The organism is Caulobacter sp. P4_E5 (assembly GCF_056401555.1).
The window spans coordinates 13139-27889 of record NZ_JBFUJD010000031.1 but is presented as its reverse complement, the minus strand read 5'-3'; the positions used below and the strand labels follow the sequence as shown (position 1 = coordinate 27889).

Genomic DNA, 14751 nt, shown 5'->3' with positions numbered 1-14751 from the left:
CCATGGCCGGCTGCGCGCAACTCCCCGCCGACGCCCAAATGGTCAAAGGCCTGATTGGCTCCGTCGATTGCCGGGTCCAGGACTTGGCTCAGACCGGCTATGCCGTCTTGGCCGCGCCGGGTTCGCCCGTCGGCCTGCTGCTGACCGGCCTGCTGACCCTGTACGTGATCTTCGTCGGCTATCGCCTGATCCTGGGCCGAGGCGGCCTGCGCGTCGGCGACGCCACCTTGATGGTGATCAAGATCGGCCTGGTGGTGGCGCTGGCCACCAATTGGGGTCTGTTCCAGACTCTGGTCTACGACACCCTGACCAAGGCGCCGGCCGAGGTGGGCGGTCTGCTGCTCGGCGGCTTGCAGGGTCAATCGGCCAATCCGTTCGCACGCCTGCAGGACGCTTTCGACGGCTTACAAGAGTCGGCGACCCTGATGGCCAGCCGGGCCGGCGCGGGTCCGGCGGCGATGCAGAGCGGGCCCGGCTTCGGCGCCTTCGCGGTCAACACCGGCGGTCTGACCCTGGTGCTGTCGACCCTGGGCGTGCTGCTCGCCAGTAAAGTCGTGCTCGCCATCTTGCTGGCCCTGGCGCCGCTGGTCGTCGGCCTGACCCTGTTCGAGACCACGCGCGGTCTGGTCGAAGGATGGCTGAAGGCGATGATCGCCCTGGCGCTCACCCCGCTGATCGCCACCCTGACCCTGTCGCTGGAATTGGCCATGCTGTCCCCGTCGCTGAAGGCCCTGGCCGAGGCGCGCGCAGGCCAACAGTTCGCCGCCTTCGACGTCGACCCGGCCGTCACCGTGCTGGTGCTCACCCTGGTTTTCGCCCTGGTCATGGTACTGGCTGTGATCGCCGTCTGCGTCACCGCCGCGGGCTTGCGCCTGCCGCGAGGCCTGGCCGGCGCGGCCTGGTCCGATCGCGCCGTCGCGCCGGACGCGCCACGCTACGCCGCCTCGCAAGTCGAGCCGATGAGCCGGGCCGCCACCATCGCCGCGGCCGCGATCGCGCTCGACCGCCGCGACACCGGCGTCACGTCCGCCGATCCCATCGGGCCACGCCTGCTGACGATCGTCTCCGATCGCGGACACGTCGCCCAAGCCGCTCAAGCTGGCCAAGTCCCGCCGCTGGGCCACAGCCATCGCCGAACACCCGCCCCCCGCCGCGCCGCCTCGGGCGCCCGGAGAGACCAGTGACCTTCGCCTACCCTCGTTTCCAAACTCTGCTCGTCGCGTGCGTTCTGACGACAGCGGTCGCCAGCTCGGCCTTCGCGACTCAGACACCGCGCCCCGGCGCCGTGGACCCGCGTATCCGCACTGTCGCCTACGACGCCGACCAGGTCGTGCGCCTGACCGGCTATTTCGGCATCCAGACCATGCTGGAATTCGCGCCCGACGAGCGGATCGAGAACGTCTCGATCGGCGACGCCATGGGCTGGCAGGTCACGCCGAACAAGAAGGCCAACCTGCTGTTCCTCAAGCCGCTGGACCGCACGGCCGCCACCAACATGACCGTGGTGACCGATCGTCGTCGCTACCTGTTCGAGCTGGTCGTCGCCGCGCCAAAGGCCTCGACCAAGGACCTGGCGTACGTGGTGCGCTTCCTCGTTCCCGCGCCTGCGCCCGTCGCTGTTGCGGCCCCGCCGCCACCTCCAGCAGCGCCCGTGGCGCGCAACAGCGCCTACAGCGTCAAGGGCGACGCCGCCATCCAGCCCGCCAAGGTCTTCGATGACGGCGTGGCGACCTACTTCGCCTGGCCCGCGCAAGCCGACCTGCCGGCCGTATTCGTGGTCGGCGCCGACGGCGTCGAGGGCCTGGCCAACGCCGTGTTCCGCGACGGCTACCTGGTCGTCGACCAGCTGGCTCCGCGTTTCGTGCTGCGCTCGGGCAAGTCCAGCCTGACCGTCACCAACGGCGCGTTTTCGACTCGTCAGGAGGCCGCCCAATGAGCGTCCACCTCGATCCGCGACAGTCCGCCCAGGTTGTCGAAGACCTCGCCGCCGCCGACGCCCAGGTCCGTCCGACTGTGGCCCGCGCTCATGCCGGCGTCCCGACGCCGGTGATCTTGGCAGGCTTCGGGGTGCTGGGGATCGGCGTCTTCCTGTGGATGTCCAGCCACCGCGCCGACGCCCACACGCGTCCACACCGCGCCGCCGTGGCGGCTAAGGCCGAGGCCACGACGCCCTCGACCTCGTCCCAGGCGCCGCCCCCGAACATTCCCGGCCCACAGTTCACCGAGAACAACAGCCTGCCGCCGACACCGGCGCAGATCGCCGCGATGGCGGCCGAGCCGCTGCCGCCAACGCCAGACGTTGACGTCGATCAGCGCCGCCGCGCTCCGACCCTCGTGGTCGATTTCGGCGGCGCGCCCACGCTGATCAAGGCCAATGTCGACATGGCCCAGACCTCCTCTATGTCGAAGGCCGACACCGGCCTGAACCCGGATGAACGCTTCGCCGACCGCGTCTCGGCCAGCGACGCCGAGCCGGCCAAGGCCACCGCCATGCGCGACCTCGACGCGATCATTCCGCAAGGCGCGGTGATCCCGGCGGTCATGGAAACGGCGATCAATTCGGACCTGCCCGGCCTGGCGCGGGCGATGGTCACGCGGGACATCAAGAGCTTTGACGGTTCCACCGTCCTGATCCCGCGCGGCAGCCGGGCGATCGGCCAGTACAAGTCGRGTGTGGCCCTCGGCGCCTCGCGCGTCTTCGTCATCTGGACGCGGGTGATCCGTCCCGACGGTGTCTCGATCCAAATTGCTTCTCCCGCTGCCGACCCGTTGGGTCGTGGCGGTCTGGAAGGCAAGGTCGACCGCCACTTCTTCAGCCGCTTCGGCGGCTCGATCCTGATGTCGGTGCTGAACGCCGGCGTCGCCGCCGTCGGCAACGCCCGCTCGACCTCGCAGATCTACATCGGCACAGCGGCCGAGGCGGCCAATCTCGCCGGTACGGTCGCCAAGACCGACCAGAAGGTCTCGCCGACCATCCAGACCGCGCAAGGCGCTCCGGTGACGATCTTCGTCGCCCGGGATCTCGACTTCTCGGGCGTACGCCGATGACCGCCCTCGCGCCCAAGCCCCTCTCGTCGAGAATGGGCGTCTATCTGGAGGCCTACCTCGCCCCGCTCGCGCCCTGGCTGGCCGAACCGGCTGTGACCGATCTCTATGTCAACCGTCCTGGCGAGCTGTGGATCGAGCGGCTGGGCGGCTTGGCCGAGCGCGTCGAGGTTCCAACCCTCGACGAAACCAACCTCTGGCGCCTGGCGCGTCAGGTGGCCAGCCTCTCCAGCCAGGGCGTCAGCCGCGAGCACCCGCTGCTTTCGGCTGTCCTGCCCGACGGCGCGCGGGTGCAGATCGTGGCCCCGCCGGCGACGCGTGGAGGTCTAGCGCTGGCCATCCGCAAGCACGTGGTCAGCGACCTCAGCCTAACCGACTACGCCTCGACCGGCGCCTTCGACCAGGTGCTGACGCCCCCGGCCAGTTCCGACGCGATCCTCCGCGCCTTTCTCGACGCCGGCGATGTCCGAAACTTCCTGGCCGCCGCCGTGCGCGCCGGCAAGAACATCGTGGTCAGCGGCGGCACCTCGACAGGCAAGACCACCTTCCTGAACGCCCTGCTCAAGGAAGTTCCCCTCGATCAGCGCCTCATATTGATCGAAGACGCGCCCGAAATCCGCCTCGTCCATCCCAATGCCGTCGGCCTGGTGGCGGTGCGTGGCGAACAGGGCGAGGCCCGTGTCACCGCCGAGGACCTGTTGCAGGCCTCGCTTCGCCTGCGGCCCGATCGGATCATCCTGGGCGAACTGCGCGGCGCCGAAGCGTTCAGCTTTCTGCGCGCGGTGTCCAGCGGCCATCCCGGTTCCATGACCACTGTCCATGCCGACAATCCGGCTGGCGCGATCGACCAGCTGGCGCTGATGGCCCTGCAGGCCGGCGCCAACCTGCGCCGCGCCGACGTCGTCGATCATGTCCGGCGCGTCGTCGATGTCTTCGTTCAGCTTCACCGCGAAAGCGGCGTCCGCAAGGTCCGGGAGGTCGTCTTCCAGGACCGCTAAGCTCTCTCCCATTCAGTTTTTCTCTGGTTTTCCAGCTTCAGGCGCGCCGCCCGTTGGCGCGTCAGGGACTTTGTTATGCGTAAACAGCACCTTGGCTCGGCGGCGCTTAGCCTCACGATCTTCCTCTCCGCCTGTGGCGGCGCGCCGAGCGACAGCGCCGGCGGCGGCTCGACGAAAAGCGGCGCCGCCGACGCCATCGCGCTCGCCCCGACGGGCGAGATCATGCCGGACGAGGCCGCGCGGTTGGCCAAGCAGGCCAGTTTTGGCCCGACGCCGGAGCTGATCAACGCGATCGTCGCCAAGAGGTCGGTGACGGCTTGGCTCGACGAGCAGTTCACCCTGACTTCCAGCAGCTATGCCGATCTAGCCGGCAAGCCGGTGCCGGGAAACTTCTGCTCGACGTTGACGGGCGCGGATCTGACCAATTGCAACCGGGACAACTTCTCGGCTTCGCCGATGCAGATGCGGTTCTACGCCGATGCGATCGGCAGGGATGACCAGCTGCGCCAACGGGTGGCTTTCGCCCTCTCGCAGATCGTCGTCGCGTCCGAGCAGGATGTCCACAACACGGCCGGCTTGGCGACCTTCCAGCAGATCCTGCTCAGCAACGCCTTTGGAAACTACCGCGACATCCTCCAGGCCGTCACGCTCAACGGCTTTATGGGCGACTACCTGGACATGGCCGACTCCAACAAGAGCCAGCCTAACGAGAACTACGCCCGCGAGCTGATGCAGCTGTTTTCGGTCGGAACGGTGCTGCTCAATCCGGATGGCACGCCCCAGACCGACAGCACGGGCGCGACCATTCCCACCTACAGCAACACCGACGTGAGGGAGGTGGCGCGAGCGTTGACGGGGTGGACCTGGGCGCGGCTGAACGGGGCGGCCCTGACCGACAACAACAAGCGTGACTGGTCGCGGCCTATGGTGATGTACGCCACGCGCTTCGACACCGGCGCCAAGACGTTCCTCGGCAAGACGGTCGCGGCCGGCGCCAGCCAGCAGGCCAATGTCGACGCGGTGGTCGATGCGGTGTTCTACCACCCCAACACCGGACCCTTTATCTGCAAGCGGCTGATCCAGCAGCTGACCTTGGCCAATCCGACTCCGGCCTATGTCGAGCGCGTGGCGGCGGTGTTCGCCAACAACGGCGCGGGCGTGCGCGGCGACCTGAAGGCCGTGGTTCGGGCGATCTATCTCGATAGCGAGGCGCGCGTCGTTTCGCAACTGCCGGGCAAAGTGAAGGAACCGGTGCTGCTGGCCACCTCCTTGGGCCGCGCCATCGGCTACACGACCGATGGCTATGCTTTCACGACCCGCGACGCCGGCATGAGCCAGGCTCCGTTCCGGCCGCCGTCCGTATTCAACTATTACCCCTACGATTTCCCGCTGCCGCAGGGCGCCGGCCTGGTTAGTCCGGTGGGCAAGCTGATGACCACGTCCACGACCATCAGCCGGCACAACTTCCTCTATGACTGGACAGTGGGCGGCGACGCGACGCGCAGCGAGTTCAAGCCAACATTGGGCGCGACGGGCACGGTCCCCAACTGGGCGTCGTGGGAAGCCAGCGGCGCGAATGACGCCAAGACGATCGACCGGATCAATCTGGTGATGCTGAACGGCGCGATGACCCCGGCCCAACGCCAGGCGATCGCTTCGGCCATGGCCGCGATCAAGAACTCCGACCCGGCCCTGCAGGCCCGTCGTCGCGCCCAGGCGGCGCTGTACATCGCCGCCTCCTCGCCCCTCTTCCAAGTCGATCGGTAAGCGTATGTCCGTCTCTCGTCGTGAAATCCTGCAACTGACCGCCGGCGGCTCGGCCGTCGCGGCCCTGGGCCAGCTGGGCCTGGCCAGCGCCCTGGCCGCCGATAGCGGATCGTACCGCGCCATGGTCGGGGTGTTCCTGTTCGGCGGCAACGACGCCTGGAACCTGGTCGCGCCCACCGACGGCCGCTACGCCGACTACGCCAAGCAGCGCGGGTCCAGTATCGCCCTGGCCCAGACCAGCCTCGTGCCCTTGAGCGGCACGGCCTTTGGCCTGCACGCCGCCCTGGCTCCGTTGAAGACCGCCTGGGACGACGGCGGCCTGGGCGTGGTCTTGAACACCGGCACCCTGTTCGCGCCCTTGACCAAGGCCCTCTACACCAGCCGCCCGGATCTGCGGCCGATCAACCTGATGTCCCATGAGGACCAGCAGAACCAGTGGCAGGGCATGCGCGCCCGCGCGGCCAACCGCGACGGCTTCATGGGCCGGATCAACGACCGCGCCGCGGCCGCCAACCTGCCGCCGCTGATCTCGATCGCCGGCTCGCAGCTGGCCCTGATCGGCGACCGCTCCGCGCCGCTGATCCTGCCGTCGTCGGGATCGATCGTCCGCAACGGCTACAACGCCGCCAGCACCGACGCGGCCGTAAAGGCCCGCCAAGCGGCGCTGGAGGTGTTCGCCGACGCTTCGTCCTACGGCGCGATCACCGACCTGACCAGCAAGGGCATGAGCTCGGCCTACGCCCAAGCCACGGCCGCCAACGCCATCATCACCTCGACCACCTCGGCCGTGGACAAGTACTTCGTCCATCCCACCACCGGCGCGGCCCTGACCTCGGACATCTCCCGCCAGTTGCTGCGCGCGGCACGGATGATCGAGGCCCGCAACACCCTGGCCCACGCCAAGCAGACCTTCTTCGTCAGCCAGGGCGGCTATGACACCCACACCAACGAGCTGGCCGCTCACAACACCCTCTACGGTGACCTCGCCAACGCCCTGGCCGGCTTCTACAACGCCATGAAGGCCCTGGGCCTGAAGGACAACGTCACCGCCTTCACCATGTCGGACTTCGGCCGGGTGTTCAAAGGCAACGCCAACGGCGGCACCGACCATGCCTGGGGCTCCAACCACCTCGTCGTCGGCGGGGCCCTGGCCAACGGCAAGGTGCACGGCCGTTATCCGGATACGGCCTTCGGCGGTCCGGAAGACGCTTCCAACGACGGCCGCTGGATCCCCTCCATCGCCACCGAGGAATATGTCGGCGCCATCGCCCAGTGGTACGGTGTCAGCGCCGCCGACCTGCCCTATGTCTTCCCCAACTGGGCCAATTGGAACGGCGGCGGTCGCGGGCCCGTGCCGCTGTTCGGCTAGGTCCCAGCCGACTTTCGGTCTGGCCGGCCAGCGCCTGGCGCTATCGAGCGCCAACCACCTTATTCAGCGTCAGAAATTCCAGGGCCTCGCGCTCGATCTTGTCCTGTTCCTCTTTCGGGAACTTGCCATGCACGCCGCCCGGCACGGTGTGGAAACGGTTTTGAACGCCAGCCTTGTCCAGGTCGGCCTTCAGCGCCAGCGACGCTTCGTAAGGCACGGTCGGATCCGTATCGCCATGGACGATGAACACCGGCGGCTGGCCTTTGCGCACGTAGGCCGCTGGCGACATCGTCGTCCACAGCGCCTCCGGCCCTCCGCCGATCCACCGCGCGGTCGACGGGCTCTTGAATGCGCCGGGAAGGTCGGATCGCAGGTGATAGGGCCCGTAGAAATCGAGGATCGCCGACACGGTCGGCTGGTCGCGGCAGGCTGGCAGATCGATGTCGTTGGTCTTGGGCAGCATGCCGGCCATCAAGGCCAGGTGACCGCCGGCCGAGGTGCCGTATGGCGCCACCCGCTTGGCGTCGAAGCCATAGGCCTTGGCGTTGGCCTTCACCCATGACAGGGCGCAGCGAACGTCCTGCACCGCCGCCGGCGCTGGCGCGACGTCGGTCAGGCGGTACTCGACCGTGACCACCGAGAAACCCGCGGCCAGATAGGCGCGGAAACCGCCCCATCCGGCCGGCTTCTCGCCCTTCCACCAGGCTCCGCCGTGGATATAGACCAGCACTGGGCGCGGTCCCTTGAAGGCGGTGTTGCGGTAGACATCGAGATGCAGGTCCTTGCCGCTGGCCTGCAGGTAGACAACGTCCTTGGTCACCTTCGGCGCCTTGACCGAGACCGGCGGGGCGGGATCGGTCGGGGCCTGGGCGGCGACGGACGTCGCGGCCAGCAGGGTGATGGCGGCGAGAGCCTTGGCGGCGAGAGTTTGGGCGATCATCGATGTCTCTCCCATCAGCTCATCAACAGGCCGCCGTTGATGTCCAGGCAGACCCCCGTCAGGAAGCTGGACTCGTCGCTGGCTAGATAGGCCACCGCATCGGCGATCTCTGGCGCGCGGCCTTCACGGCGCAACGGGGTGCCGGCCGCGACGCGGGCGCGAACCTCGTCCTTGGAGAAGGTGTCGTGGAAGGTGGTGCCGATCATGCCCGGGCATAGGGCGTTCACCCGGATCCCTTGTGGGCCCAGTTCCTTGGCCATGGCCTTGGTGAAGGTCATGATCGCGCCCTTGGCCGTGGCGTAGGCCGTGGCGCCAGGACCACCGCCGTCCTTGCCGGCCTGCGAGGACAGGTTGACGATCGCCGAGCCGGCGGCCATGTGCGGGACGGCGGCCTTGGTGGTCAGGAACACCGAAGTCAGGTTCAGGCGCATGACGTGGTCGAAGAAGGTCTCATCCATCTCATCCAGCGTCTTGCGAGCGACCATGCCGCCAGCGACGTTGATCAGAGCGCCGATCGGGGCGCCGAAGGTCGACAGGGCCGTGTCGACCAGCGCCTGAACGTCGCTCGCGGAGGTCATGTCGCCCTTCAGGATCAGCGCGCGACCGCCCGCGGCTTCGATCTGCGCCAAGGTCGCCTTGGCGCCCTCTTCGCTGCCGAAGTAGTTGATCGCGACATTGGCCCCTTCGGCCGCCAGCTTCAGGGACACGGCCTTGCCGATATCGCGCGCGCCGCCGGTGACGATGACGGTCTTGTTTTCGAGGCGCATCAGGATTTTGCTCCATTGGGAGTGCGGGCCGCGAGGGCGGGATCAGCGAGGCGTTCGCCTCGGCCGCCCAAGAGCCAGATGGACAGGATGGAAAGAGGAACCAGGCTTGCGCCCATGACGAAGACCGGGGCGTAGCTGACCTTGGTGGCGACTGGGACGATCCAGGTGGTGATCAGGACCCCGGCCACGGCGGCGGTGCCGCTGATCCCAGCCAACGAGCCGACCGACCGGCCGGGCAGATAGTCGCTGGGCAGGGTCTGGATGTTGTTGATGGCGATCTGGAAGCCGAACAGGATCACGGCGATCAGCAACACCGCGTGCAGCGGCGTGGACGCGCCGATGGTCAGCAGAAGAGCCGGCAGCATGAATACGCCGCCCAGGGTGATCGCCCATTTGCGGGCCAGGCCCGGCCGCCAGCCGCGACCGATCAGCCAGCCGGAAATCCAGCCGCCGAACAGGCTGCCCGCCGCCGCCCCGACATAGGGCACCCAGCCGAACAGGCCGATCTGCTTGATGTCGAAGCCGAAGCGCTCGGCCAGATAGATCGGCAGCCAGGACACGAACAGCCACCAGACCGGATCGATGAAGAAGCGGGCCAGGATCAGGCCCCAGGCCTCGCGGTGGCGCAGCAGGCCCAGCCATGTTGGCCTGTACTCCACCTCGGCCTCGCCCGTCGTCAGACGCTGGCCGGTGAGGATGTGCTGGCGCTCATCGTCCGACAGCCACGGGTGGTCCTCGGGCCCGGCGCGGCACACGATGGCCCACGGAACCACCCAGATGACACCCAGCACCCCGATGACCAGGAAGGTCGCGCGCCAGCCGAAAGTCAGGAACAGCCAGGCGATCAAGGGCGCGGAGATGATGGCCCCGACCGAAGCGCCGGCGTTGAAGATGCCCTGGGCGAAGGCGCGCTCGCGCACCGGGAACCACTCGGCGTTGGCCTTGGCCGCGCCGGGCCAGTTGCCGGCCTCGCTGACGCCCAGGGCCGCGCGCAACACGCCAAGCGCCAGGATCGACCGCGCGACCGAGTGCAAGGCGATCGACGCCGACCAGGCCAGGATCGACAGCATGAAGCCGACCCGCGTGCCCAGGGCGTCGAAGATCTTGCCGAAGATCGTCTGGCCGGCGGCGTAGGACAGCATGAAGCAGGTCAGGATGAGCGCATACTCTTCCTTGCCGACGCCCATGTCCTTGGAGATCCGCGGCCACATCACCGCCAGGGCGTTGCGATCGATGTAGTTGATCACCGTGGCCAGGCCGACCATCCCGACGATCAGCCAGCGAAGGCCCTTGAACTTCATCTCGCGCCTCATTGTGCGGAACCGGCCAGACCGGAGAACCCGGTCCAGGCGTAGGCGCCGGCGGAGGTCGTGACCCGGTGGCGCTTGGCGGGATCGGGATCCCAGGAGACACCGATCACCAGGCTTTTGCCGGAGTTCAGGCGGATGAAGACGAGGTCCGCGCCGTTCTCCGACACGCGCTCGACGGCCTTCACCGAGGCGATGGTGTCGCGAGCGTATTCCTCGGCGGCGCTGTAGGCGCCGTGTGGCTCGAGCACCCCGGCCAGCGTGAAGCTGTCCTTGTCATCGCCACGTAGGACGAAGGCCCGCTCGTTGCGGAGATTGTAATTGGGATCGTTGGCGCCCAGCTCGGTCAGGACGACCTGATCGATGTCGGCGGACGCGAAGACGTAGTCGTAGAACCGGCCTTGGTTGAACCACGAGACACGCGCCCCGTCCTTCACCGGCGCCCGGCCGCGATCCCAAAGGTGCTGATAGCCGTCGGCCTTGCCCAGCGGCTTCAGCTCGCTGGTCCCGCCCTGGAACTTCAAGCCGGATTCGACGATCTGACCGTCATAGTGCAGCGGCAGGTCGAAGCGATGCTTGCCGCCGCCTTCAGCTCGGACCAGATCCAGGACGATCGGACGCCCGACCTCGGGCCTGTCGATCAGCGCCATGGCGCGGCGGTAGCGCACGCCCGGCCAGGCGTCGTCGATGCTGGCGGCTGTCATCTGGACGCCGTCCTTGGTGTCGAAGGCCAGGATCGTCGGCCAGTGCGCCTCGCCCGTTTCGGTCTTGGCTCCGAATTGGCTCTTCTCGTCGACCACGAGCGTGTTGTGGGCGACCGTCTGCTGGGCCCAACTGTCGTTCTCGGGCAGATAGCGGCCGCCGGCCTTGGCCTCGACGTTCAGGAACCGCGCCGCGCCGTAGTCGGTCACGACCTCGCGGCCGGCGTCGTAGAACTGCCAGGACAGCTTGTCGAAATGGCCGTGACCCATGCCCTGGGACGTGGCCTTGAAGACCAGCGCCTGGTCCTTGGCCTTGGGCCCAGAGCGCAGCACGACCAACGCGCCCTTGTCGCCCTTCGCTCCGTCGCGAAGCTTGATCGAGGCGAACGGGAACGGCTTGGCCTCGCCGCGCGCGATGGCGGCGGCGACCTCGCGCCCCTCGGGGCTGAGCACCACCGAACCTTGCTGGATGGCGATCGACAGCAAGGCCGGATCCTTCGTCGCGGCATAGGTCACGGCCACGCCGTGGACCAGCTCGGGGGTGTCGATCCCCTTATCCTTGATGGCGTCGTTGATCGGGAACAGCAGGCCGGCGTAGCTCTGCTGGATGTTGGCGTAGACGGCCTTGCGCAGCACGCCGCCGCGATAGTCGAGGATCTTGCGCGACGGATCGTGGCGCTGGATCGACTGGGCCAGCAGCAGGAACGGCGACAGGGCGTAACGCTGATAGTACGGCCCCTCGGCATAGTAGCCGTCGGGCGAGAACAGCTCTTCCAGCTGCTTGTAGAAGCCCGACTTGCCTGAACCGTCGAGGCCGTAAAGGGCTTGCTTGACCAGGCCCTGATCGCCGATCGCGTAGCCGGTCATGCCGACCGCCGCCAGCGCCCAGGTGCCGTGATTGTGGATGCTGCCGAAGGTCTTGGGCGAGCCGGTCGACAGGAACGCCGCCATCGGCCGGAACACGCCCGCCTCGATGGTCGCGCGGTCGGCGGCCGGGATGGCGTCCTTGACCGCCTCATAGCCCTGGACGGAATTGACCAACCAGACACTGTCGTTCAGCACCTGCCAGAACAGCCTGCCCGGGACCTGGTTGGCGCGCTTGGGATGCAGCGGCAGGGACGGATAGAGCTTGGCGTAGTCCAGCAGCACACGGCGAACGAGGTCGGCATAGGCCTGGTCGCCCGTCTGCCGGTAGAGCATCCCCGCCTCGTAGATCAGGCGATAATTGTCCTTGTGCCGCTCGTGGGTGTAGCCGCCGCCGGCGTCGGCCGGGACCGGCACGTCGATGGTCTTGCGCAGTTGCGGATCCACGAAGGCCTTGCTCTTGGCCAAGGTGGTGGCGAACAGAGGCGGGACCTGAGCGGCGGCGGCTGACGACGGCTGGGGCGGTGCGGGGTTGGCGGGCGTAGCGGCCTGAACCGCCCCGGCCAGGGCCAGGACCGCGAACCCGGCGCACAACTTCACTCTAAGCTTGGACATCTGACCTACTTGCGCTGATCGACGATCTCGAGCGCCGCACCGGTGTTGCCGGCCTCGCTGAGAACGGGCTTGCCGACGTGGATTGTGACGCGGGCCGGAGCCGCGCGTTCGAAGAGGTTGCCGTCGAGCTTCACGACCTGGACGCCGTCCAGTCGCATCGACGGCTGGCCCGGCGCGACGTCGCGAAACGCTGAGCCCCTGACCAGAACGCGCGGACCAAAGGTGCTCTCGTCCGTCCCGCCCCGCAGAATGTCGAGCGCGGGTCCGCCCAGGCGCGTGAATTGACTGCCGGCGATGTCGACCGTCTCGACGCCGTAGAGGCCCGAGCCGCCGGTCTCACCGGCGAGGTCGAGCACCGACCCGCTGATGTCGGTAAAGCGCGATCCGCTGATCGTCACATGGTCGGCGAAGGTGTTCTTCTCGCCCTTCAGCACGGCGAACGCCTTGCTGACCCGCAGGTGCGAAACCTCGGTGTCGATCAGTTCGACCGCGTAGTTGCTCGGCGGGTCGCTGGGGCTCACGCGGATCACGGCGTTGCCGGTCGCGTCCGGTGCGTTGGCGCCCGACAGGCGCAGCCCTTGCAGCTTCAGAGCGCTTCGACCCACCAGGTTGAAAAGGGTCGCGCGATCGAAGGTCACGACCGGTTCAGCGTCCCTCTCGGCGCGAAAGGTCAGGGGCCGGCTGACCTCGATGACATGGCCTTCGGCATAGTCGCCGGCGGCCAGCTCGATGATGTCGCCAGCCTTGGCCTTGGCGGCGGCCGCCGACAGTTGGTCCTGACCTGGCTTGATCCTCAGGACGCGGCCGCTGTCGAAAGCGACGGCCCGATCGCCCTTCGGATACCAGGCCACGCCCGTCTCTTCACGGGCCAGCAGCCTGACCGGCTCTCTCAGGCCCAGCGCCTTGCGCGCGGCGCCGTCCGGATAGACCCGGCCATCCGATAGGGTCTCGCGGCCGATCACCCGCGTCTCGAACCCAGCCACGCTCGCAAGCGGCGCGACGCCATCGAGGCGGTTGCCGGTAAAGGTCAGGCCGTCGATCGGCGCCAGGACCTTGAAGATCTCCCGCCGCCCCGCGCCCAGGAACACATTGCCGGTCAGGGTGCTCCGGGCCGGCGGCAAGGTCCGCTCCTGATCCGCGCCCGCCCCGAACACCACCGAGCCGACGTCGACGAAGATATTGTTCTCGATACGGGCGTCGAGCACCTGATTGTAGCGGTTGAGCGGGGAGTTCGGGACGCCGTTCATCAGCACCAGAGCCGCGGCGAAGCCGTCGCCGCGCAGGCCCTGGAAGTAGTTGTTGCGCACCGTCTGGCCGGCGTTGATCACGCGCACGCCGCCGGTATGGGCCACCCCGCCGCCCAGGAAGACATTGTCCTCGACCAAGTTGTCCTCGCCATGGCGCAGCACCAGCGACCCTTGCGAGCGGACGAAGACATTGCGGCGATAGATGTTGCCGCCGGACTTGTTCGAGACGATCTCGACCTCGCCGCTGCAGCCTTCGAAATAATTGTCCTCGACCACGGTCAGGGAACGGGCGCGCGAGAATGGGCTGGTCCCGACTCGGATCGTCTCGCCGCCGTTGGATCCCAGTGGAGGCCGGGGACCGAAATAGTTGTGGTYGATGCGGTGATGATTTTGCTGGCTCTCGGGCGAGCTCAGCACCACGGCAAGCGTCACGCCGTTGTTCAGCTTGCCCTGCAGATGATTGTGATCGAAGCGGTTGTTCTGGCCGTAGAGGCCGACCCAATAGTCCTCGGCGGCGCGATCGGGCTTGTTGAAGCCGTCGATCACCGTCTCGGTCACGCGGGAGTCGAACGCCAGCGCTTTGCCGTCCCCCCGAAACGAAATGACTTCGGGCGAAGGGCTGAAGCCATCCTTGAAGGTCAGGCCCGAGACCACTAGGCGCCGGCCGGCGATGCGCAGGTTCGACTTGCCGGAGATCACGACCCTGCCCGGCGTCTGGGCCCGCAGCGTGATCGGCTTGGCGGCCGTCCCCTCGCCGGTGAACACCATCTCGAAATCGCGCCAGACGCCGTTGGCCAGCACGACCGCGTCGCCGGGGACGGAAGCTCCCACCGCCGCCTTGAACGCTTCCGGGGTGCGCACCAGACGCTCGACCGCATCGGCGTGGACCGAGCCGGCCAGGGCGCCAAGGCCCAGCAGGGCGGCAAGGTTCGAGCGCAGGTTTCTCAATCGACGTCCTCCCCGCCCGAAGCTGTGATCGCTTCCTATGCCCCTCAAACCAACGCCGCGCGATCTGCGCTTCCAATGGGACGGGACACGCTAGCCGACCACCTGGGCGACAAGCTGTCAACCAATTTGTCGACCAATTTTCCGCTGCGCTGCCTGCGGCGACCCGAAGAGCATGGATCTAAT

Annotated in this window: 11 protein-coding genes; 6 read left to right on the top strand and 5 right to left on the bottom strand. The window is 67.7% G+C overall.

Going from position 1 to position 14751, the window contains the following annotated elements; genetic code table 11:
• Positions 1 to 2 precede the first annotated feature (2 nt).
• From AC1DSO_RS11820 to AC1DSO_RS11795, 6 genes are all read left to right on the top strand, one after another.
• Positions 3 to 1184: a TrbL/VirB6 family protein gene (locus tag AC1DSO_RS11820; protein WP_477069018.1), complete on the top strand. Its 1182-nt coding sequence runs from the start codon at positions 3 to 5 to the stop codon at positions 1182 to 1184.
• A complete protein-coding gene (locus AC1DSO_RS11815) occupies positions 1181 to 1936 on the top strand; it encodes a TrbG/VirB9 family P-type conjugative transfer protein (RefSeq protein ID WP_477069001.1) in 756 nt (251 codons plus the stop codon). Before AC1DSO_RS11820 ends, AC1DSO_RS11815 begins: the two co-directional genes overlap by 4 nt.
• Entirely contained in the window at positions 1933 to 3048 is a 1116-nt protein-coding gene (locus AC1DSO_RS11810; RefSeq protein WP_477069000.1) for a TrbI/VirB10 family protein, read from the top strand. Before AC1DSO_RS11815 ends, AC1DSO_RS11810 begins: the two co-directional genes overlap by 4 nt.
• Positions 3045 to 4043: a P-type DNA transfer ATPase VirB11 gene (gene virB11 / locus AC1DSO_RS11805; protein ID WP_477068999.1), complete on the top strand. Its 999-nt coding sequence runs from the start codon at positions 3045 to 3047 to the stop codon at positions 4041 to 4043. The genes AC1DSO_RS11810 and virB11 overlap by 4 nt, the downstream gene beginning before the upstream one ends.
• 75 nt (positions 4044 to 4118) lie before the next feature.
• Positions 4119 to 5810: a DUF1800 domain-containing protein gene (locus AC1DSO_RS11800; protein ID WP_477068998.1), complete on the top strand. Its 1692-nt coding sequence runs from the start codon at positions 4119 to 4121 to the stop codon at positions 5808 to 5810.
• A 4-nt stretch (positions 5811 to 5814) separates the two neighbouring features.
• Entirely contained in the window at positions 5815 to 7179 is a 1365-nt protein-coding gene (locus AC1DSO_RS11795) for a DUF1501 domain-containing protein (RefSeq protein WP_477068997.1), read from the top strand.
• A 40-nt stretch (positions 7180 to 7219) separates the two neighbouring features.
• Here the strand turns inward: AC1DSO_RS11795 and AC1DSO_RS11790 are convergent, their stop codons facing one another.
• From AC1DSO_RS11790 to AC1DSO_RS11770, 5 genes are read right to left on the bottom strand one after another with little or no spacing between them, the layout of a single operon-like run.
• Positions 7220 to 8119, bottom strand: a complete 900-nt coding sequence (locus tag AC1DSO_RS11790; RefSeq protein ID WP_477068996.1) for an alpha/beta hydrolase fold domain-containing protein — start codon at positions 8117 to 8119, stop codon at positions 7220 to 7222.
• 14 nt (positions 8120 to 8133) lie between these two features.
• Positions 8134 to 8886: an SDR family NAD(P)-dependent oxidoreductase gene (locus tag AC1DSO_RS11785; RefSeq protein WP_477068995.1), complete on the bottom strand. Its 753-nt coding sequence runs from the start codon at positions 8884 to 8886 to the stop codon at positions 8134 to 8136.
• Positions 8886 to 10187 carry an MFS transporter gene (locus AC1DSO_RS11780; protein ID WP_477068994.1) on the bottom strand — a complete coding sequence of 434 codons (1302 nt, stop codon included), beginning with the start codon at positions 10185 to 10187 and terminating at the stop codon, positions 8886 to 8888. The genes AC1DSO_RS11785 and AC1DSO_RS11780 overlap by 1 nt, the downstream gene beginning before the upstream one ends.
• Before the next feature lie 8 nt (positions 10188 to 10195).
• Entirely contained in the window at positions 10196 to 12373 is a 2178-nt protein-coding gene (locus AC1DSO_RS11775; RefSeq protein WP_477068993.1) for an alginate lyase family protein, read from the bottom strand.
• 5 nt (positions 12374 to 12378) lie between these two features.
• The gene (locus tag AC1DSO_RS11770; RefSeq protein WP_477068992.1) at positions 12379 to 14568 is read right to left on the bottom strand and encodes a polysaccharide lyase 6 family protein; all 2190 of its coding nucleotides are present in this window, start codon (positions 14566 to 14568) and stop codon (positions 12379 to 12381) included.
• Positions 14569 to 14751: the final 183 nt, after the last annotated feature.

Bases quoted from the DNA above. Each gene is read 5' to 3' on its own strand.
- AC1DSO_RS11820 (WP_477069018.1), top strand. From the start codon at position 3: ATGGCCGGCTGCGCGCAACTCCCCGCCGACGCCCAAATGGTCAAAGGC.
- virB11 (WP_477068999.1), top strand. From the start codon at position 3,045: ATGACCGCCCTCGCGCCCAAGCCCCTCTCGTCGAGAATGGGCGTCTAT.
- AC1DSO_RS11800 (WP_477068998.1), top strand. From the start codon at position 4,119: ATGCGTAAACAGCACCTTGGCTCGGCGGCGCTTAGCCTCACGATCTTC.
- AC1DSO_RS11795 (WP_477068997.1), top strand. From the start codon at position 5,815: ATGTCCGTCTCTCGTCGTGAAATCCTGCAACTGACCGCCGGCGGCTCG.
- AC1DSO_RS11790 (WP_477068996.1), bottom strand. From the start codon at position 8,119: ATGATCGCCCAAACTCTCGCCGCCAAGGCTCTCGCCGCCATCACCCTG.
- AC1DSO_RS11785 (WP_477068995.1), bottom strand. From the start codon at position 8,886: ATGCGCCTCGAAAACAAGACCGTCATCGTCACCGGCGGCGCGCGCGAT.
- AC1DSO_RS11780 (WP_477068994.1), bottom strand. From the start codon at position 10,187: ATGAAGTTCAAGGGCCTTCGCTGGCTGATCGTCGGGATGGTCGGCCTG.
- AC1DSO_RS11775 (WP_477068993.1), bottom strand. From the start codon at position 12,373: ATGTCCAAGCTTAGAGTGAAGTTGTGCGCCGGGTTCGCGGTCCTGGCC.